Source organism: Streptomyces sp. NPDC088812 (assembly GCF_044750285.1).
In the GTDB taxonomy this organism is placed as follows: Bacteria; Actinomycetota; Actinomycetes; order Streptomycetales; family Streptomycetaceae; genus Streptomyces.
Genome location: NZ_JBIVJP010000001.1, coordinates 326,529 through 345,550, shown reverse-complemented (window position 1 = coordinate 345,550; position 19,022 = coordinate 326,529). Strand labels below are relative to the sequence as shown.

Genomic DNA, 19,022 nt, shown 5'->3' with positions numbered 1-19,022 from the left:
TCTCCTTCGCAGCACAAGGGAGTGTCACGCCGTGTCGGCGCAGCACAGGGGGACTGTCCCGCCGGAGCGGCGCGACAAGAACGAAACTAGCGGCGACCACTGACAACGCCCCTCGCCCACCGCTGCGGACGCCCCCGGCCCCGTGCCCGTGGAGGCGGGGGCCGGGGGCCCGTCGCGGGCCGCCGGCCGGCCGACGGGGCGGGCGACCGGTTCGGTTCACCTAAGTTTGCAGGTCCGGCGGCATCTCGGCGGCGGGTCGGCCGGTATACGGTCCGAAGCGCGAATTCCCTGATCAGAAATGGCTTACGTCAATGAAGATTCGAGCCGAGCGCGCCCTGTGCCCGATAGGCGCCCGCACGACGTCGTGAGGTGCCATGTCGACCACCCTTTCCGCAACCCCGTCCCCGTTCCCGTCCCCGACGTCCTCCCGTCATGTGCCGGCCACGATCGTGCTGGCCTGCCTCGGGGTGTTCGTCTCCTATCTGCCGGTCGTCGGCGTCTCGGTCGCGCTGCCGGTGATGCAGCAGGCGCTGGACGCCTCCACGGTCGGCCTGCAGTGGATCACCGACGCCTTCATCCTGCCGACCGCCGCCCTCCTGCTGACCTGCGGAATGATCGGTGACCTGTACGGGCGCAAGAAGACCTATGTGGCCGGCGTGTCCCTGGTCGCCCTCGGTTCCCTGGTCTGTCTCACCGCCGACGGCGTCGCCCAGGTCTGCGTGGGGCAGGCGCTGACCGGTGTGGGCACGGCCGCACTGCTGCCGTCGACCCTCGCGCTGATCGGCCATGTCTGTCCGGACCCGCGCAGGCGGGCACGGGCGATCGCGCTGTGGACGGCGTCCCTGGGCCTCGGCCTCACGCTCGGTCCGCTGTTCAACGGGGCGATCGTGGAGCAGGCGAGCTGGCGCTGGATCTTCCTGCCGTCGCTGGTCGTCGGCGCGGTCACGGCCGTCGTCGGAACGCTCCTGCTCCAGGACTCGCGGGCGACCCGCGAACGGCACCTGGACATCCCCGGCCAGATCCTGGCGATCGTCGCGGTCACGGGCCTGGTCTACGGCGTGATCGAGGGCGGCAGCGTCGGCTGGTCCTCGCCGGAGGCGGTGATCGCCTTCCTGGTGACGGCGGCCGCGCTCCCGGCGTTCGTCGTGGTGGAGCTGCGCTCGCCGTGCCCGATGCTCGACATGCGGCTGTTCCGCTCCCCCGCGTTCTCCGGTACCGCGCTGGTCATGGCGGTCACCCTGTTCGCGCAGGTCGGTCTGGTGTTCGCGCTGAGCGAGTACTTCGGTCTGGTCCACCACGCGTCGACGTGGGACATCGCGGTACGGCTCATCGCCCTCAACGGCTTCACCGTCGTCCTCGGGCCGCTGGTCGGCCGGCTGATGAACCGGTTCTCGCCCCGGCTGCTGCTGGTCACCGGTCTCGTGCTGGGCGGCATCGGGGCGCTGTGCGTGACGTCCTTCCAGGCGTCCACCGGCACCGGTACGGCGGCCCTGGTCATCGCGGTCCTGGGGGTCGGCATCGCCCTGGCCATGGCCCCGATCACGACGATCGCCATGGACAGCCTGCCGCATCGGCTGGCGGGCACGGCGGGCGCGGCCAACAGCGCCCTCCGGCAGATCGGCAGCGCGCTGGGTCCGGCGATCTTCGGTGTGGTGCTCACCCACCGCACCCTGGACACGCTCCCCGCCCACCTGGCCGGCTCCGGTCTGAGCCCGGCCGATCAGGGCGAGGTCCTCGGCGTGGTGTCCCACGCCGGCATCCAGGCCGGCGCCTTCCTGCGCCTGGACTCAGCGGAGACCACCCTGAAGGCGCACACCGCCTACGGCGCGGGCTTCACGGACGCGCTGCACACCTGCGCCCTCGTCGGAGGCGTCGGCATGCTGGTAGCGGCGGTCGCGGCGTTCGTCCTGACCGGCCGTCACGGGAAGGCGGCCGACGGCGCGGACTGAGCGTCCCCGGCACGGCGGCGCCGGTGAGCGCCCCCCATTGACACGACGGCCCGGTGGGGGCGCACCCCCACCGGGCCGTCGCATGGAACGGCCAGGACGGCGACGGCGACGCCCATGCCACCGCGACCGCGCCCGAGGCCGCCGCCACGGCGACCACCACAGCCACCGCCACAGGTCTCACCGCCGCCGACGGTCTCGCCCCACCGCTCCTCCCAGAGTCCTCCGCCGCTCCGCCCGGGGTCCTCCGTCAGGTCGCGAACTCCCCGCACCACGAGCGTGCGACGAGGTGCTCGGGCAGGTAGCGGGAGCTCGTGTCGACGGTGAACCCCGAGTCGTGGGCGAGGCAGGCCAGGGCCAGGGGGCCCAGGGCGACGTGGCCGCGCGGGTCGGTGAGGCCGTGGTAGTAGGTGGTGTGGTACCGGAGGGCGTCGGCGAGCTCCTCCGTGAAGTGGTCCTCCTGGCGCCTGAAGACACGGTGGAAGAGGGCGACGGGCTGGTAGTCGACGAGTTCGAGCCACTCCTTCTCGGTACGGGTCGCCACGTGCGGGGCGGAGGTGTCCATGGTGGTGATGAGCTTGGGCACGATGTCGTTCGCGGGAACGTTCCCGAAGTAGCTCTGCAGCGTGTCGATCCAGTGGAAGACGTAGTCGTCGGTCTGCGGACTCACGCGGCGCAGCTCCTCCACCGGGACCCGGCACAGCATCCTCAGCCGTTCGGTCTCACGGCAGACGAGGACGAGCCAGAGGGCGTCGATCCAGGCGCGGGCGCCGGCGTGCGGGGCCGGCCCGGTGGCGGGCAGGGTGTGCACCCGGTCGCCGATGCGGCAGTCGACCGTGCCCTCGTGGGCGAGGGTGGTGGCGAACAGGGCGCTGCCGATCTGCATCGCGGTGACCCAGGCCTCCCAGGTCTCCGGCTTCGCCGCGTCGGGGTCGTCGGCGCAGCGGACGTGCGCGTGGGTGAGCGCGGCCTCGAGGGCGGGCGTGAAGGCGGCCGGGTCCTGGGCGAGCCGCCCGGTCAGTTCGGCGACGGTCCGCGCGAGCCGGTCCACGTCGGGCTCCTCCGGGGGCGGGGCGGCGGCGCCGCTGAGGTTCCTCAGCACGTCCAGCAGCTCCGGCGGCGGCGCCACGGACAGGATCCGGCTGTCGTGGTCGAAGACCGTGAGGCAGGTCAGCCGACCCTGGTGCCACCAGTACAGACGCGGGCTGAGCGCGCCGGGACCGTCCTGGTGGGCGCCGAGGGCGTAGGCGCCCAGGTCGTTGACCGCGTCCACGGCGGTGCCGTCCTCGATCGGGTGGAAGGCCAGCAGGTGCCGGGTCGGTACGGCGACGAGGGCGCCGGCCGCCGGCAGCTCCCGTCCGGTGAGGTCGCGGACCAGCTCCTCCAGGACCAGCGCCCTGCTCGCCACGGAGTGGGAGTCCCCGTACACGGAGTGCAGCAGTGCCCCCGACGGGCACGGCACCTGCGTGTACTCCACCGGGTCGGCCAGCAGGTTGGCGCGTCCGGCGGCCCACAGGGCGTTGCCACCGGCCCGCACCACATCGGCGTCGTCGAGGATCCGCACGAAGTCCGGGGTGTCCAGGGCGAGGGCGGCGACGAGGTCCTCGGCCACCGGGCGCACGTAGCGGAAGTTCCGCGCGGCGTCGGCGGGGAGGGCGTCGGACGGCAGCAGGCGCAGGTGGGTGCGGCGCAACAGCTCCTGCGGGTCCTCGTCGCCGCGGGGGACGGACTCCAGCCGCGTGAAGTGCTCCCGGACGAGGCCGGGCCAGCCCTCCTCGGCGGTGTCCCGGCACCGCCGGGCGAGGTCGGCGAGCGGGTACCGGTGTCCGTCGTGCTCGGCGGTGTCCCCCGCGACGTCCGGGCGTATGCCGTGCCGGGCGGCGAAGTGGTCGGCCACCAGGCCGCGCAGGCGGTCCGCTTGGGCGACGGTGAGAGCGGGCAAGTGGGCGTCGGTAGCGTCGTGTGGCGTCACGTGATCACTCTACGGAGTGGACGGCGCACCCCCCGCCGGTGCCCGCGCACCCGCCGGCCCGGTCAGGTCCGCGGCCAGTCCCGGTAGGCGATGCGGGCCCGTTCCCGGAGGTCGCCGACGGTGCTCCACTCGTCGCCGCCGAGCCGGGCCAGCGGCCGGAGCCTGCGGATGTCGGGGTGTCCGTCGACGACGACGTCCTCGTCGACGGCGGCGTGCACGACCTGCCCGAGGACGAGGGTGGAGTTGCCGATGCCGAGGGTGGAGTGGAGCCGGCACTCCAGGGCCACCGGTGAGGCGGCCACGCGGGGCGGTTCGACGCACACCGAGGGCTCCCGCTCGATACCGACGGCGTCGAACTCGTCCGTCTCGGCGGGGAAGTTGACGGCACTGGCGTTGATCTGCTCGAGGAGCGGTTCGGGGGCGAGGTTCACGACGAACTCGCCGGTGGCCTCGATGTTGCGCAGCGAGTCCTTGCGGCCGACGGAGGTGAACTGGACGATCGGCGGGTCGGTGCAGGCGACGGTGAAGAACGAGTGCGGGGCGAGGTTGGCGGTCCTGCCGTCGGCCGAGAGGGTCGACACCCAGGCGATCGGCCGGGGCACGACGACGGCGGTGAGGAGCCGGTAGAAGGCTCCCGCGCCCAGGGACTCGGGGGTGTGGTCGATGCGCATGGCAGCCATTTTCCACCGGAGGGGACGGGCCGGGCCCGGACGGACGGAGCGGCGGCGGCCACGGGCGTTCCCGGCGGAGGCGACGGCCGCGCCGGGAACGCCCATGGCCGCCGACCGGCGCGGCCGTCGGGCTCAGCGGACGGCCGGCGCCGTGGCCGTCCGCTGAGCCCGGCCATGTTCGGGGAGCCGGTCCACCGGCCGTGTGCGCCGCCGCCATCCACCAGAGGCGTCGGGGCCGTCGGGGCCGGTCACGGCCAGGGAGCCGGTCCACCGGCTCACCGGTCGTGTGCGCCGTCGCCGTCCACCGGGGGTTCCGAGCTCCGGATCCGGTCCACGGCCGCCGCCACCTGATCCCGCACGGCCTCGGCCGGCGGCTCCCCCTGTACGGCGGCGACCAGATCGCGGGCGAGGTGGTGCGGCTCGGTGCCGGTGTGCCGGGACACCTCGACCAGAACCCGCCAGGCGTCCTCGGCGCTCAGCGCGAAGGAGGCCATGAGGATGCCGCGGGCGAGGTCGACGACCGGACGGGTCCGCAGGGCCCGTCGCAGGTGGACGACCTGGGCGCGCGGCTCCCGCTCACCGCCGCGCGACGCGCCGCCGGGCCCGGCGAAGAGGTCGCCCGTCCCGGTGACCTCGAGCAGTCGCCGGACCACGGGACCGGCCGAGCGGATGCCGACGGCCTTGCCCTGCTCCAGGCCCTGTCCGCGCAGGCCGATCAGCACGTTCAGGGCGGCGCAGTCGCAGAACTCCACCTCGCCCAGGTCCAGGTCGACGCCGTCGGCCGCGGCGGCCAGCGCGGCGCGCAGGGCGTGGGCGAGCCGGCCGGCGGACGCGAGGTCGAGTTCACCTCGCACCGTCACGACGGCACGCTCCCCCTCGGAACGTACGGCGATCTCCGGCACGGACGAGGTCCGGGCGGGTGGCGCCCCGCTCGTCCCGGCCCGCGGGCGGTCGTCCCCGCCGCCGGGACGCACCCCGTTCACAGACTCCGCCATGACCGCCTCCCCGGTCACTCTTCATGGGGTCCCAGGTTCGCCCGTGACGACGTCACACGTCAACAGATACATGAAATCCAGTTCCGGCTTTTGGGTACGTGAACACCTGACCGTAGGATGGGCGCATGGAGGGAGTGCCCGAAGCGCATACAGGATGGACGTTCCTGACCAACCACGCCCGCGTCCTGGCCGCCATCGCCGACAACCACAGTGCCCGGATCCGTGACATCGCCGCGCACTGCCGGCTGACCGAGCGGGCCGTCCAGAAGATCATTGCCGACCTCGAGCAGGACGGCTACCTGTCGCACACCCGGGAAGGCCGGGGCAACACGTACCGGATCGAGCCCGGCAAGGTGCTGCGTCATCCGGCGGAGGCGGGCCTGCCCGTGGCCTCCCTGCTGTCCCTGTTGGCCCAGGACGAGATCGACCGCTCCCAGCGCCCCTGAGGCAGCCTGCCGGGCATGGAGTGCACGCACGGCGCGTGACCGCCGGCGGCCGAGGACGGGGCGTCGCCCCACCGCCGTCGACCGCGACGCGCATCGGCCAAGTCGGGGCGCCTCACGCCTCCTGCCGCCGCGCGAGATGAAGGTCACGAAAACGTATCGGACATTCGACACGACAATCTTCACACCAGCCACACACGTTGGCTAGGTTGACGCCCGGGCCGCACGACCGACTCCGGCGAACCCCGCCGGGCCGCGCGGCTCCCGCCGACGCAGGACTCCGGTGGCACGTCCGGAGCCGGGAAGCGACCGGTCCGGGGCCGGACGCCCGGCAGCGGGTGCGGGTGCGGGTCTCCCGGCACCGGCCCGCCCACGCCCACCGCCCACCCCTCGGCCGGCGGAGCACGGAAGGAGTACGTCTTCCATGGCGACGGATCGCACCACGCTCCCCACGGGCCAGGGTTCCGCACGCTTCGAAGGCGCGGGGGAACCGAGCCGCGCGGAGATCCAGCAGCGGGTCAGCGCCCTCTACGACCGGGCCGAGAGCGACACCGGCACGTTCAACGCCACCCGCGCCATGCGCAACGGCAACCGACGGACCGTCACCTCCGTCGCCGCCGGCGGGCGCCCCGGCGGCGATCCGTCGCTGGAGGCCATCGCCCGGCAGTGGTTCGACCTGGCACGCGACCGGCTCGGGCCGACCACGCCCGCCGCACTGCCGGCGGACCGCCTGCCCTCGCGCCCGGCGCCGCCCGCGCGCCCCCAGGCGCCGGCCGGCTCCGACGCCGTACGGGAACTGGAGGCGTCCGGTGTCCGGCTCGCGCTGGAGGCGGGCGGGCGACAGGCGCCGGGACCGGCCGTTCCGGCCGCGACCACGCTGCCGGCCCTGCCCGCGCCCCGCCGGGAGGAACCGCGGGCCCTTCCCCCGGCCCCCGCCTCCTCCGGCGCCCCGGCGGTGCCGCCGGCCGGGGCACGACCGGTGGCACCGGCGGACGGCCTCACGGCCACCGGAAACGGCCCCACGGCCGCCGCGGACGCCTTCACCACCACCGGAGACGGCGGCCTTCCCGTCACCGCGTCCGGCTTCGCCGTACCGCAACCCGCCCTCCCGGCACCCGTGTCCCGGTTCCCGGAACCCGAAACCGGCCTGCTCGCGGCGAGTTACGGCCTTCTGGGCACGGACGCCGGACCGAGGACACCGGACGCCCCGCTGCCGACACCCGATTCCACCGCTCCGGCGCCCCAACTCCCCTGGCCCGCAGCCGACACCACCGCCCCCGCCCCCACCCCCACCACGACGGCGTCCGCCCCCGTACCGGCGCCCCTCCCCGCTTACGCCGCCGCGCCGGCCCCCGTCCCCGCTTACGCGCCGGCACCGGTCACCCCCGCCGCCCCGGTCCCCACCGGCGTCACCGCCTACGCCTCCGGGCCGGCCTACCTCGGCAAGGGGGACAAGGCCCTCGCCTTCGCCCGGGCCCAGATCGGGCGGCCGTGCGTGTGGGGCGCTACGGGACCGGAGTCCTACGACTGCTCCAGCCTCACCCAGGCCGCGTGGAAGGCCGCCGGGGTGACGCTGCCGCGGGCGGCCGTCGACCAGGCGCGGGCTTTCACCCGGGTGGGCCTGGACGACCTGCGCCCCGGCGACCTCGTCTTCTTCTTCGACGATCTCAGCCACACCGGCCTGTGCACGGGCGAGGGAACGATGATCCACGCGCCGGGCCCCGGCTCGTACCTCCGCGAGGAGTCGGTGCACGGCCTCGGGGGAGGCGCCCTGCGCGGCGCGGTACGGCCCGCCTGAGCGTGCGTCCCGGGGTCGGGCCCGCACGCCGCCCGCACACCGCCCGAGGGGCACGAGGATCGCGAGGGCACGAGGATCGCGAGGGCACGAGGATCGCGAGGGGCACGAGGATCGCGAGGCGACAGCACCGCGTACCCGGGCTCCGTCCCGACACGGCAGCGACCGGATCCGCATGGCACGGCGGCAGCCGGTTCCGCCCAGCACGCGACTTCGACCGATTCCGCCGGGAACGCGGCTGTGGCCGGTAAAGGCGCGCCGCACGACCGTCCGTGCGGTCACACTGGCTCCGGCCGGTGAAGGAGGAGGGGGTGGTCCGATGGCGGACGCGCAGGAGACCGTACGGAAGGTCGACCGGGGGCGCGAGCGGCCCCGCTGCCCGGTGAGCCGTACGGCGGACGGGAGCTGGCAGGTGCACGGGTACGCGGTCGCCCGGGAGGTGCTGCGCGCCACGGACACCGTGCAGGCCGGTCTGGGCATCGAGACGGTGGAGAAGCTGCCGTCCCGGATCCGCCGTCCCGTGCTGTACCAGGACGGGGCCGAGCACCGCGAGCAACGGCGGCGGACCGCCCGCTTCTTCACACCGCGCCGCGTGGACGGGCACTACCGCGAGCTGATGGTGCGGGTCGCCGAGGAGCAGGTGGCGGCGGTGCGGGCGGCCGGTACGGCGCGGTTGTCCGATCTGAGCTTCACGATGGCGATCGAGGTGGTGCGCGACATCATCGGGCTGCGCCACAGCCGGCCGGGCCTGAAGGACAGGCTGGAGCGCTTCTTCCCCGAGAAGTTCGGCAGCCCCGGGCTCACCAGTGCCCGGGGCCTGTACTGGCTGGTGCGGCAGAACGCGAACTGGCTGCGCATCCATCTCGCCGACGTGCGTCCCGCGATCCGCGCCCACCGCCGCGAGGAGCGGGACGACCTCATCTCCCACCTGCTGTCCGACGGGTGCTCGGACGCCGAGATCCTCGGCGAGTGCCTCACCTACGCGGCGGCCGGGATGGTCACCACCCGCGAGTTCATCTGCGTCGCCGCCTGGCATCTCTTCGACGATCCCCGGCTCCTCGCCCGGTACCGGGCAGCGGCGGAAGCGGAGCGGCTCGGACTGCTCCAGGAGATCCTGCGGCTGGAACCCGTCGTGGCGCGGCTCTCCCGCCGGGCCACCGCGCCCCTGGAACTGCCCACGCCGGACGGCGGTGCACGGGTCCGCCCCGGCGAGCTGATCACCGTCTTCGTCGACGAGGCGAACGCCGATCCGGAGGCCGTCGGTCACGATCCGCACCTGCTGCGTCCCGACCGGGTGCTGGGGCAGGGCCCGGGTGCGGCCGGGCTCGCCTTCGGGGACGGCCCCCACCGCTGTCCGGGCGCCGCCGTCGCCGTACTGGAGGCGGATGTCCTGCTGAGCCGGCTCTTCGCGCTCGACGGACTGCGCATGACCGGCCGGCCGCGGGTGTCGTTCAAGGACGACATCGGCGGCTACGCGATCAGGGACCTGACCGTGACGGTGTCCGAGGGGCCGTGAGGCGGCCTGTGCCGCGGCGCCCGGTGCGGGCCCGCCCGAGGCGGACCGCACCGGCGCGGCGGGGCCCTCAGCGGGCCGCCGAGTTCGCGCGGATCTGCTCTCTCCGCGCGTTGTTGTAGGCACGCAGAAGGAGTTTCGAGACCGCGCACGGCACCGTGTCGGCGTGACACTGGCGGCAGGTGCGGACGTGCTCCTCGTAGGTGGCACGGGTCTGGTGCAGGGCATCCTCGGTCGAGGTCATGGGGTCCTCCAGGGCGACGGTCGTGGGGGCCGTACCTACTCGCCAGTACGCGCCACCCGACCAGAGTTGATCATGTTACTGACGGTAGCGGAAACTCTCATTCCGGCCGCTTCCGTGAACCGCCGCCGCACGCATGGCGTGAATTGATCCCTGCCGGACCAACTGGCGTCCCAGGGAGGCGTGATGCGCTGGAAAGCCAGGCGGCTGGGGGGCGGACCGATGAGCCCGGCGGTCCGCGGGGCGGTGGTCGACCGGTTGCGCTCCGTAGCGTTCGCCGCCGAGGAGGACGGCGGGCTGGCCGGCCAGCCCGCACCGGCCTGCACGACGAGGCCGCGCGGGGTACGAGGCCGTGCGGCGGTACGAGGCCGCGCGGCGGGTGGCGGAGGCGGAGGGCCGTACCGAGACGTCACCGGACCTCCGGTGCGACGCCGGCACGAGACGCCGGCGTACACCCGGCGGGAGGAGCAGCCGTTGTGACCCGCCCTCAGGGGTGCGAGGATGCGCGGCATCCGGCCGGTCCGACGGCCGGCCGGCACGAGGGGAGGCCCGGCTTGGGCGGCACGGACGACGGGCGGCGGGCGGCGGCGGTCTTCGACGCGCTGGGAGGGGTCTACGAGAAGGCGTTCGCGCACTCCGAGGCCCACCACCGGTCCCTGGAGTGGCTGCTGGGGCGGCTCGCCCCGGGCAGCAGGGTGCTGGACGTCGGCAGCGGCACGGGCCGGCCGACGGCCGCCGTCCTGGCGGGGGCGGGGCACGACGTGCTGGGGGTCGACGTCTCCCCCGTCATGGTGGACCTCGCCTCCCGGCAGGTGCCGGAGGCGGCGTTCCGGTGCGCGGACGTGCGGGACCTGCCGCTCGACGCCGGCTCGTTCCACGCGGTGTGCGTGTACTTCTCCCTGCTCCAGCTGGACCGCGGGGACCAGGCCGCGCTGATCGGCCGGCTGGCCCGGGCGCTGGTGCCGGGCGGCAGCCTCGTGCTCGCCACCGTGCCGCTGGACGTCGAGGGCGTCGACGCCGTCTTCATGGGACAGCCGGTGCGGGTCACCAGCTTCGCCGGCGCCGACCTGGTCGAGGTGGTGACCGGAGCGGGTCTGACGGTGCTGGCCGAGGAGAACACGCTGTTCACCCCCGACCATCCGGAGGCCGTACCCGAGCCCCACCTCTTCCTGCACTGCGTACGGCGGTAGCGGCCGGGTCCCGCCCGCCCGCGCCTGCAGCCGCCGTGACGGGGCCGGTCCCTCCCCCGCCCGTGCTCAGCCGTCGTAGCGGCCTGGTCCCGCGCGGTCGCCCGCGCCCTCGGACGTCGTGACGGGGCGGAACCCCTCCCCGCCCCTCCTCAGCCGTCGTAGCGGGACACGGCCGCCAGGACCAGCGCCGCCGAGCCGGTGCCGAGCAGTGCGCCGGCCACCACGTCGCCCGGGTAGTGCACGCCGGTGTGGACCCGGGAGTAGCCCACCGCGCAGGCGAGCAGGCCCAGGGGGACCGCGGCGGCCGGGAGGGCCGGGCCGACGGCGGCCGCGAAGGCGACCGCCGACGCGGTGTGCCCGGACGGGAAGGACGCCGAGTCCGGCATCGGCACGTGCCGTCCCGGGAACGGCGAGTCCACGGCGCGGTGCGGGCGCGGGCGCCGGACGAGCTTCTTGCCGAGGATGTTGGCGCTCGCCGACGCCACCCCGATGGCGGCGACGCCCAGGGCGGCGGCGCGGCGCGACCGGCCGCCGCACAGGGCCAGGCCCGCGGCGACGGCGAAGGAGAGCTTGGAGTGGTCGGCGGCCGCGGACAGCCGGCGCAGCGCGGTGTCCAGCGTGGGCGTCCTGGTGACGGTGACCGCTTCGTACAGCGCTTGGTCCAGGGTGGCGAGGTCGCCCACCAGGCGCAGGGCGGAGGGCTTCGGGCGGCGGTCAGACATCGTACGCATCCTTGATCGTGCGGGGGTCGGGGTGGCCGAGGGCGAGGCGGACGATGCGCCGCCAGTCGACCGTCGGTGGCGCGTAGGCGGCGCCGGGGCGGTGCCGGGGCACCCGCACCCGGAGCACGCTGGGCCGTACGGTGCACACCACCGGCGTGGGCAGTTCGAGTGCCTCGCCGTCGACGGCCACCGGGATGCGGTCCCGGTCGGCCTCGACGACCACGCGCCGGGGGGTGAGGGAGGTGATGCCGCTGGCCCGTTCACCGAGCAGGGCCAGTTCGGCGGCCTGGGCGGCGCCCTCCACCCGGATGCCGATCACACCGAGCAGACCGGCGTCCAGGCGGGGGCGGCGGCCTCCGCCGAGCGGATCGGCGCGGGCGTAGGCGTTGTTGCTGACCAGCACGGCCTGCGGCGCGTGGAGGCGGGCGTCGTCCGCGCGGACGTCGAGGGTCGCGCCGCCGTCGCCGGCCAGCAGGTCGGGCAGGTGCTCGAGGAAGGTGGCGGCCTTGGCGTCGCGGTACTCCGGGCTCTGCACGACCTCCGCGTACGCCCCGAAGGACACGGTGTTGACGAAGGGCCGCCCGTCGACGTCGCCGAGGTCGACGCGGAGTTCGACACCGTGGGTGAGGGCGTCGAGGCTGCGCACGGGGTCGGTGCGGTCCAGGCCGAGGTCCATGGCGAAGTGGTTGCGGGTGCCCGCGGCGATCACCAGGAAGGGCAGGCCGTGCTCCGCCGCCACCCCCGCGACGAGCGCCTGGGTGCCGTCGCCGCCGGCGACGCCGAGCAGGTCCGCGCCGTCGGCCACGGCCTGCCGGGCCACCTCCACGGGGTCGGCCCAGGTGTCCGGGCCGAGCAGGACCACCCGGGCGCCCAGTTCCTGGGCGCGCTGGACGAGGCCGAACCGCTCGACCTTGCCGCCGCCCGACCGCACGTTCATGATCAGCACCGGTTGCCGGGGCGGCGGCGTCCGGCGGGTGTGCGGGCCGCGCGGCCGGCGCAGGCCGCGCAGCGCGGTCCGGGCGGAGGCGAGGGCGGCCGCCCACAGCGAGACCGCGCCGACCGCCACCACCCACAGCCCCGAGGCCGCGTACAGCACCAGGACGCCGACGGGCGCGGCCACGGCCAGCAGGCCGCCGAGGAGGCGGGCCCCGCCCCGGTGGGCGAGCATCCACCACACGCCGGCCCCGGCCACCCCGAGCCCGGCGAGTCCGACGAGCAGGACCAGCCAGCCGCCGGATCCGGCTCCTGCTCCCACGACGACGGCACAGCCCGCGACCAGCAGGAGGGCGAGCCGCGCCCAGCCCCGCGCGCGGCCGATCCCGCCGTACGGCCGGTCCCGGCCGCCGGGTCTCGTCGTGGTCGTCTCCGTCTCGTTCACCCTGCGCCCGCCCTCGTGCACTTCGTGCCCGCCATCGTGCGACGTCCCCCTGTTCCGCGTGGACAGCGCCGTCGTGCCGACGCCTCCGCGGGCCCGTGCGGGCCCGGTGCGTCCATGGTCGTGACGGCGTGGCCGCTCGGCATCCCGGGCGGCCGGTAGGTCAATTGTCCATGCCGCAGCAGCCGGATGTGCCGGGGGCCTCGGGGGCGGTGCCGGCGGTGGTGCCGGGGGTGGTCTCAGGGGTGGTCGCGGCGGTGGTCGCGGCGGTGGTCCCGGGGGTGGTCTCAGGGGTGGTCGCGGCGGTGGTCCCGGGGGTGGTCTCAGGGGTGGTCGCGGCGGTGGTCGCGGGGGTGGTCCCTGGGGTGGTCTCAGGGGTCGTCGCGGGGGTGGTGTCGAGGCGGCAGAAGCAGGACGCCGTGACGGGTACGTCCGCCAGCGCGGCCGCCAACTTCAGCTGCTGGGCGACGATCCGGGCCTCGCCGTCCTTCCCGAGCCGAAGGAGGCACTCGTGCAGTCCGTGCAGCGACCACACGTTGCCGGGGTGCTGGGAGGGACGCGGCAGGGTGTCGTCGAGGCCGAGGTCGGCGCGGTAGACCGCCTCGGCCTCCTCGACACGGCCCTGCTCCAGCAGGAGGGCGCCGTAGGCGTGCCGGGTGGGCTGCATCCAGCCCCACGGTTCGTCGTAGGGCAGGCCGTCGTCCAGGGCGATCGACCGTTCCAGGGCGGCGAAGGCGGCGTCGTACCGGCCCGTGCGGTACTCCAGTTCGCCGTCGAGCATCGCGGAGGCGATGGCGAGGATGTCGGCGCAGGTGTTGTTGAACAGCATCCGGGTCCCGGGGACCCGGGCGGCGGCCTCGTGGAACAGGCGGCGTTCGGTCCCGGCCTCGGGGATCCGGCCGGTCGCGGAGAGCGCGACGCCGCGGGCGTAGTGCCGCATGGCGGTCGTCATGCTGTACAGCTCGGGGTCGGCGGGCGCGGGCAGGTCCAGGATGTCGGCCCAGCGGCCGAAGCGGATCAGCACGTGCACCCGCATGGCGAGGAACGCCTCCAGCCAGTCCGCCATGGGCGGGCTCTCCACCCGCAGCAGTTCCTCCGGCAGCGACTCCTCCAGCCGGTCGGCGGCCTCCAGGGCCACCCGCGCCTGGCCGAGGAACAGCGCGCCGTAGATCTTGAAGTGGTGGTTGTGGGACCGGTAGAGGGTGTAGAAGTTCATCGCCCCGGCCCGGGCCCGGTACTTCTCGTCGGCGGCGATCGCCCGCGTGTTGTCGGACACCACGGCCCGGTAGTCGCCGCACAGCACCTCCAGGTGGGAGGGCATGTGCTGGAGGTGCCCGGCGTCGGGCACCAGGTCGCGCAGCCGGTCGGCGACCGGCAGGGCCCGCTCGGGGGCCGGTGACATCTCCAGCAGGTGGATGTAGAAGTGCAGGACGCCGGGGTGGTCGGTGCCGGCCGCGGTGGCGAGCGCGCGGTCGAGCACCGCCTCGGCCTCCCGGGTGCGGGCGCCCTCGGCGGGTTCGCCCGTGCGCAGGTCCCACAGCTGCCAGGGTGTCAGGTTCATCAGGGCGTCGGCGTACAGGGCGGCGACGTCGAGGTCGTCGGGGGCCAGTGCGTGGACGGCGCGCATGGCGTCGGCGTAGGGGGCGTTCCACTCCGAGCAGTCCGTCGCGGGCCGCTCCTGCGGGTAGCGGGCGCGCAGGGCGCCGATCAGTGCCTGTTCGACGGGGTTGGCGCGGGCGGCCTTCTCGTGGGCGCGTTCGACCGCCTCGTGGGTGCGCGCCACGGTCCGGGTCAGGTCCCGCTCGTCGAAGAACTCCCAGGGTTTGTTGTAGTTGGGTCCGAGGGCGTACGCGATGCCCCAGTACGCCATCGCGCAGTCGGGGTCGGCGCGGACGGCGTTCTCGAAGCAGGCGACGGCCTCCTCGTGGTGGAAGCCGTACGACCAGACCAGGCCGCGGTCGAACCAGGTCTGCGCCTCGGGGGACGAGGTGGTGACGGGCCGGCCGTGGGTGCCGAGGTCGTAGCCGTACTCCGTGTGGTCCATGGCGCTCCCCTGGTCGCGTGGCGGCGGCCCGGCTCCCGGGGCCGGTGCCGCCCGGAGCGGCCCGGGCGGTCGCTCCGAGCGAGATATACCGCGCGGTCCGGTGGCGGTGCGGCGCATGACGCCCGGGAGCACCCGAACGTGCCCGCCGCCGCGCGAGGAGACCTCGGCGGGAGGGCGGTGCCGGGGAGGTGGTGCCGGGGCCGGCCCCCAGGGGTCACCGGGGGTCGGCCCCGGCACGGTCAGTACGGACGCCTGGCGGTACGGCGCAGGAGGACGAAGCCGCCGATCACCAGCAGGCCTCCGGCGGCCGCGGGCCACAGGTCGGCGCCGGTGTCGGCCAGGCCGCCCTGGGCCTGGGGTGCCGGAACGACGGGCGTGTCGCCCGCGTCGGCCGGGGGCGTGGTCTGCGCCGGGACCGTCGCGGCGGCACCTGCGTCGCCCTGCGCGCCGGTGTCCGAGCCGTCGTCGGAGCCACTGCCGGAGCCGCTGCCGGAGCCGCTGTCCTGGGCGGGCGTGGTCGCCGCTCGGGTCGACTTGGTGGTCGGCGCGGTGTCGACGCGGGGCTCCGTGGTGCGGGGGGTGCCGGCGGAACCCGTGTCGTCGGCGGCGGGCTCGTCCTGGTCCTGGCCGCCCTGGTCCTGGTCTTCCCCTTCGTTCTGGTCTCCGCCCTGGTCCTGGTCTCCACCCTGGTCGCTGCCGCCATCGTTGCCGTTGTCGTCGGCACCCCCGGTGTCGCCGCCGGTGTCACCTCCGTCGCCGGTCCCGTCGCCGGTCCCGTCGCCGCCGTCGTCGCTGCCGCCGGAACCGGCGCCACAGGTGCGGCCCTCGTTGATGCAGTCGACCAGCTGGCCCATCAGGTCCTCGTCGAAGACGTTGATGAAGTCGCCGTGGTCCGTGACCGGCTTGTGCAGCTGCTCGGGGAAGGAGTCCACCGCGAACAGCGGAGTGGTGCGACCATCGTCCTGAAGACTGGGCGCGTCGACGTCGTAGACGATCCGTTGCACGAGCTGCGGGATGGCCCGGAAGCCGGCCGGGCAGCCCCCGTCGGCGGCGGCGAAGGCCACATGGGTGCGGTGGTTGGCGCTGTCGATGTTGTCGCCGTCCCAGCAGCTCTGGAAGCGGAAGCTGCGCACGACGTCACTGCCTTCGGGGCAGAGCGGGTACTTGTCCTCGAGCTGCCGGTCCTCGAAGCCGGTGCAGCTCCAGGACGCGTTGGCGTTGGCCGTGCCGTTGACGAACGCCTTGGCGTCGCCGGTGATGATCCGCAGCAGCCGCGGCATGGCGGTGACCTCGGCGCGCGGGTTCCCCACGAAGGTCATGGTGACCTCCTCGGGCGTGACGATCTCACCGGCGTTGCCCTCGATACCGCCGCCGGGAGCGTCCGCGTCCTGCTCCTCGGTGCCGTTCTGCAGACGCAGGACGGGCCAGAAGTACGAGGACCTGTCGCCCTGGTCGGCACAGCTGGTCTCGGCGTTCGCGAGGTCCTCGTCGGAGGCGAAGGCGTCGTTGGACTGGTTGCCGACGTAGTCGTGGAAGTGGTGGGCGCCGTTGGTGACGCCCGGGGCGACGATCACGTTGTCGGAGTTGAACAGACCGTTGGAGTTGACTCCGCAGCTGGTGGTGAAGGTGCCGCGGGACGCGTCGGCGGTCGCCGGCGGGGTCCGCCGCGCGGGCTGGACGGTGGTGATGTCCACGTAATCGGCGGCCACGGGGCCGTTTCCGGCCTGGCCGCCGTTGCCCTCCTGACCGCCCTCGTCCTGCTGACCGTCCTCGTCCTCCTGACTGCCCTGGTCCTCCTGACCGCCCTGGTCCTGCTGACCGCCCTGGTCCTGCTGGCCGCCCTCGCCCGCCTGGCCGTCGTCCTGGCGGTCCTGACCACCGTCCTGGCCGTCGTCCTCGTCGCCGTCCTGGCCGTCGTCCTCGTCGCCGTCCTGGCCCCGGCCGCTCTCCCCCGCCTGGTCGTCGGCGGTGCGAAGGCTGCAGGCGGCGAGGTCCGCCAGTCCCTCCGGGCGGTCGCCGACGCGGTCGATGGCGACCGCGATGCGCTCGATCGTGGCGCCGCGCTTCTCCTCCAGCGGGTTCATCACCGCCTCGTCGGCGAAGCCGACGTCCTCGCGCACGGCCTGTGCCGACTCCTGCAGTCGCCGGTAGGCGGCGGCGATCTGCTCGTCGAGCGCCGCGAGTTCCCGGTCGACCTCCGGCGCGGCCTCGTCCGGCACACCGGTCAGCCGACTGCCGACAACCGTCGCCCGCGTCGGCCGCGCCCGCCGCCGACGCCGTACCGGCCCTGTTGGCCGACGGCCTGCTCACCGAGCGGCTCGCCCTCTCCGTGCCCGAGCGCACCCGGATCGTCTTGGCGCGGTACGAGATCCCGCCGGGCGGTGAGCTGCCGTGGCACTACCACGAGGGACGGGTCGTCGCCGTGGTGACCGCCGGGACGCTCACCCGGACGCTGGCGGACGGCTCCGAGTGCGTCACCCGCACGGGGGAGGCCATCGTGGAGCCGGTGGGCCCGCGGGGCGTGCACAGGGCGGAGAACCGGGAGACGGGGACACTGGCCCTCTGCGCCCTGTTCTTCCTGCCGGTCGGCAGTCCGCTCTCCACGCGCGCCGAGGCGCCGGTGCGGGAGGGCGAGGGCGCAGGGGTCCCGGCCGGATCGGACGATGGGGGAAGTCGGCGCCGGCCGGGAGCGGACGGGTTCCCGGGGGAGCCCGGCCGCTCCCCCACCGTAGGTCGGCAGTGGCCGATCCGCCCGGTGGGCGTGGAGGGCGGGTGACGGCACGCCGCTGGGCCCGGCCCCGTGCGGGGGCCGGGCCCAGCGGGCCGGTCGGGCCGGTCGGGCCGGTCGGGCCGGTCGGGCCGGTCAGCCCTGGCGGGCCTTGAAGCGGGGCTCCTTCTTGTTGATGACGAAGGTCACCCCCTTGCGGCGCACCACCTGGGCGCCGGGCCTGGACTTCAGTGAGCGCAGTGATCCGCGCACCTTCATGACTGCCTCCTGGGGTCGTACGCCGGGGTCATCGCTCCTCGCGGAAGTCGACGTGCCGCCCGGCCACGGCGTCGTACTTGCGCAGGACCATCCGGTCCGGGTCGTGGAGACGGTTCTTGCGCGTCACGTAGGTGACACCGGTGCCCGCCGAGGACCTGAGGGTCACGACGGGGCGCGCCGTGCTGCGTGCCATGGGGATCTCCTTCCACCGGCATCGCACCCTGCCTCGTCGAGTGGTGCCTCATTGAGTGGTGCATGCCAGACACGCGCTACAACCGCGGACCGTGCCGGGGCATTCCCGGCAGCGGATCGTTTCCGGCACCGGGCGCGCAGGTGTGCGACGCCGGCCTCGGTTACAGTGCTCCGCCGGTACCGCGACAGGTACCGCGAACACGAGGAGGGACAGCGGTGCGTTTCGGGGTGGGGAACGTGGGGCGGGGTCTGGCGGCGGCGGCTCTGCTGACGGGTGTGGCGACGGGCTGCGGGGAGGCGGGACGCGGCACGGAGGCGTCGCCGGGGAAGGCCACGGCGGAGACGGCGGAAGCGGCGGAGACGGCCGGCGTCGCGGCCCGCGGAGGCAGCATCGGCGCCGACGGGTCCGCGTGCGAGCTGCCCGTCACCTTCGACATCGCCGAGTCCTGGACGGCCGAGGCCGTCGACGCGGCCGTGCAGAAGAGCGACACCGGCGACGAACTGACCGACGAACTCGCCGACGAACTCGCCGACGCGCTGCTGCGCCAGGGCCCCGTCACCATGGCCTGCGAGGTCGACGCCAAGCCCGCGGGGAACATCGGCTTCCTGCGCGTGTGGACCGGTGAGCCGGGCGACGCCGACGCGCGCGCCGTGCTGGAGCAGTTCGTCGCCGCGGAGAGCGGGGCGAGCGGGGCGGAGTACCGCTCCTTCGGGGCGGGCGGCCTCCACGGCGCGGAGGTGGAGTACGTCACCACGAGCGAGGTGCTGGAGGAGACGAAGAAGGAGCGCGCTCTCGCGGTGACCACGACCGACGGCCCGGTCGTGCTGCACCTCGGCGGCATGGACACCGAGGAGCACGAGGAGATGCTGCCGGCGTTCGAACTGGCCAAGAGCACCCTGAAGGCGACCGCCTGAGACGCCGCCGCACTCCCGGGCC

General features: G+C 74.6%; 17 protein-coding genes. 7 read left to right on the top strand and 10 right to left on the bottom strand.

Going from position 1 to position 19,022, the window contains the following annotated elements; all coding sequences use genetic code 11:
• Positions 1 to 374 precede the first annotated feature (374 nt).
• On the top strand, positions 375 to 1,949 hold the full coding sequence (locus ACIP67_RS01490) for an MFS transporter (RefSeq protein ID WP_401685657.1): 1,575 nt from the start codon (positions 375 to 377) through the stop codon (positions 1,947 to 1,949).
• A 247-nt stretch (positions 1,950 to 2,196) separates the two neighbouring features.
• Here ACIP67_RS01490 and ACIP67_RS01485 read toward each other — a convergent pair whose 3' ends face one another.
• From ACIP67_RS01485 to ACIP67_RS01475, 3 genes are all read right to left on the bottom strand, one after another.
• Positions 2,197 to 3,918 (bottom strand): immunity 49 family protein, encoded by a 1,722-nt coding sequence (locus tag ACIP67_RS01485; RefSeq protein ID WP_401685655.1) that lies wholly within the window; start codon positions 3,916 to 3,918, stop codon positions 2,197 to 2,199.
• A gap of 62 nt (positions 3,919 to 3,980) precedes the next feature.
• Positions 3,981 to 4,589: a flavin reductase family protein gene (locus ACIP67_RS01480; protein WP_401685652.1), complete on the bottom strand. Its 609-nt coding sequence runs from the start codon at positions 4,587 to 4,589 to the stop codon at positions 3,981 to 3,983.
• Positions 4,590 to 4,864: 275 nt separating this feature from the next.
• Complete coding sequence (locus ACIP67_RS01475; protein ID WP_401685649.1) at positions 4,865 to 5,584, bottom strand: STAS domain-containing protein; 720 nt, start codon at positions 5,582 to 5,584, stop codon at positions 4,865 to 4,867.
• A gap of 125 nt (positions 5,585 to 5,709) precedes the next feature.
• Between ACIP67_RS01475 and ACIP67_RS01470 the strand changes: the two genes are divergently transcribed.
• The 3 genes from ACIP67_RS01470 to ACIP67_RS01460 all read left to right on the top strand — a co-directional run bounded on the left by ACIP67_RS01470 (position 5,710) and on the right by ACIP67_RS01460 (position 9,338).
• Positions 5,710 to 6,030 (top strand): helix-turn-helix transcriptional regulator, encoded by a 321-nt coding sequence (locus tag ACIP67_RS01470; protein WP_401685646.1) that lies wholly within the window; start codon positions 5,710 to 5,712, stop codon positions 6,028 to 6,030.
• 421 nt (positions 6,031 to 6,451) lie between these two features.
• Entirely contained in the window at positions 6,452 to 7,825 is a 1,374-nt protein-coding gene (locus ACIP67_RS01465) for an NlpC/P60 family protein (RefSeq protein WP_401685644.1), read from the top strand.
• Positions 7,826 to 8,141: 316 nt separating this feature from the next.
• A complete protein-coding gene (locus tag ACIP67_RS01460) occupies positions 8,142 to 9,338 on the top strand; it encodes a cytochrome P450 (protein ID WP_401685641.1) in 1,197 nt (398 codons plus the stop codon).
• 67 nt (positions 9,339 to 9,405) lie between these two features.
• On the opposite strand, the gene ACIP67_RS01455 is transcribed toward ACIP67_RS01460, so the two are convergent.
• Positions 9,406 to 9,579 (bottom strand): hypothetical protein, encoded by a 174-nt coding sequence (locus ACIP67_RS01455; protein ID WP_385069634.1) that lies wholly within the window; start codon positions 9,577 to 9,579, stop codon positions 9,406 to 9,408.
• Positions 9,580 to 10,130: 551 nt separating this feature from the next.
• On the opposite strand from ACIP67_RS01455, the gene ACIP67_RS01450 reads away from it, so the two are divergent.
• Positions 10,131 to 10,766: a class I SAM-dependent methyltransferase gene (locus tag ACIP67_RS01450; RefSeq protein ID WP_401685637.1), complete on the top strand. Its 636-nt coding sequence runs from the start codon at positions 10,131 to 10,133 to the stop codon at positions 10,764 to 10,766.
• Between the two features lie 149 nt (positions 10,767 to 10,915).
• Here ACIP67_RS01450 and ACIP67_RS01445 read toward each other — a convergent pair whose 3' ends face one another.
• The 4 genes from ACIP67_RS01445 to ACIP67_RS01430 all read right to left on the bottom strand — a co-directional run bounded on the left by ACIP67_RS01445 (position 10,916) and on the right by ACIP67_RS01430 (position 17,126).
• The gene (locus ACIP67_RS01445) at positions 10,916 to 11,488 is read right to left on the bottom strand and encodes a phosphatase PAP2 family protein (protein ID WP_401685634.1); all 573 of its coding nucleotides are present in this window, start codon (positions 11,486 to 11,488) and stop codon (positions 10,916 to 10,918) included.
• On the bottom strand, positions 11,481 to 12,866 hold the full coding sequence (locus ACIP67_RS01440; RefSeq protein ID WP_401685631.1) for a diacylglycerol/lipid kinase family protein: 1,386 nt from the start codon (positions 12,864 to 12,866) through the stop codon (positions 11,481 to 11,483). The genes ACIP67_RS01445 and ACIP67_RS01440 overlap by 8 nt, the downstream gene beginning before the upstream one ends.
• Positions 12,867 to 13,026: 160 nt before the next feature.
• Entirely contained in the window at positions 13,027 to 14,907 is a 1,881-nt protein-coding gene (locus tag ACIP67_RS01435) for a hypothetical protein (protein ID WP_401685629.1), read from the bottom strand.
• 239 nt (positions 14,908 to 15,146) lie between these two features.
• Complete coding sequence (locus tag ACIP67_RS01430; protein ID WP_401685626.1) at positions 15,147 to 17,126, bottom strand: DUF1996 domain-containing protein; 1,980 nt, start codon at positions 17,124 to 17,126, stop codon at positions 15,147 to 15,149.
• A 71-nt stretch (positions 17,127 to 17,197) separates the two neighbouring features.
• Between ACIP67_RS01430 and ACIP67_RS01425 the strand changes: the two genes are divergently transcribed.
• Positions 17,198 to 17,683: a cupin domain-containing protein gene (locus tag ACIP67_RS01425; protein WP_401685623.1), complete on the top strand. Its 486-nt coding sequence runs from the start codon at positions 17,198 to 17,200 to the stop codon at positions 17,681 to 17,683.
• Between the two features lie 87 nt (positions 17,684 to 17,770).
• On the opposite strand, the gene ykgO is transcribed toward ACIP67_RS01425, so the two are convergent.
• Together ykgO and rpmG are read right to left on the bottom strand one after the other, a co-directional pair.
• Positions 17,771 to 17,893 (bottom strand): type B 50S ribosomal protein L36, encoded by a 123-nt coding sequence (gene ykgO / locus ACIP67_RS01420; RefSeq protein WP_389522941.1) that lies wholly within the window; start codon positions 17,891 to 17,893, stop codon positions 17,771 to 17,773.
• Between the two features lie 28 nt (positions 17,894 to 17,921).
• Complete coding sequence (gene rpmG / locus ACIP67_RS01415) at positions 17,922 to 18,086, bottom strand: 50S ribosomal protein L33 (protein ID WP_401685620.1); 165 nt, start codon at positions 18,084 to 18,086, stop codon at positions 17,922 to 17,924.
• A 215-nt stretch (positions 18,087 to 18,301) separates the two neighbouring features.
• On the opposite strand from rpmG, the gene ACIP67_RS01410 reads away from it, so the two are divergent.
• Complete coding sequence (locus tag ACIP67_RS01410) at positions 18,302 to 19,000, top strand: lipoprotein (RefSeq protein ID WP_401685617.1); 699 nt, start codon at positions 18,302 to 18,304, stop codon at positions 18,998 to 19,000.
• Positions 19,001 to 19,022: the final 22 nt, after the last annotated feature.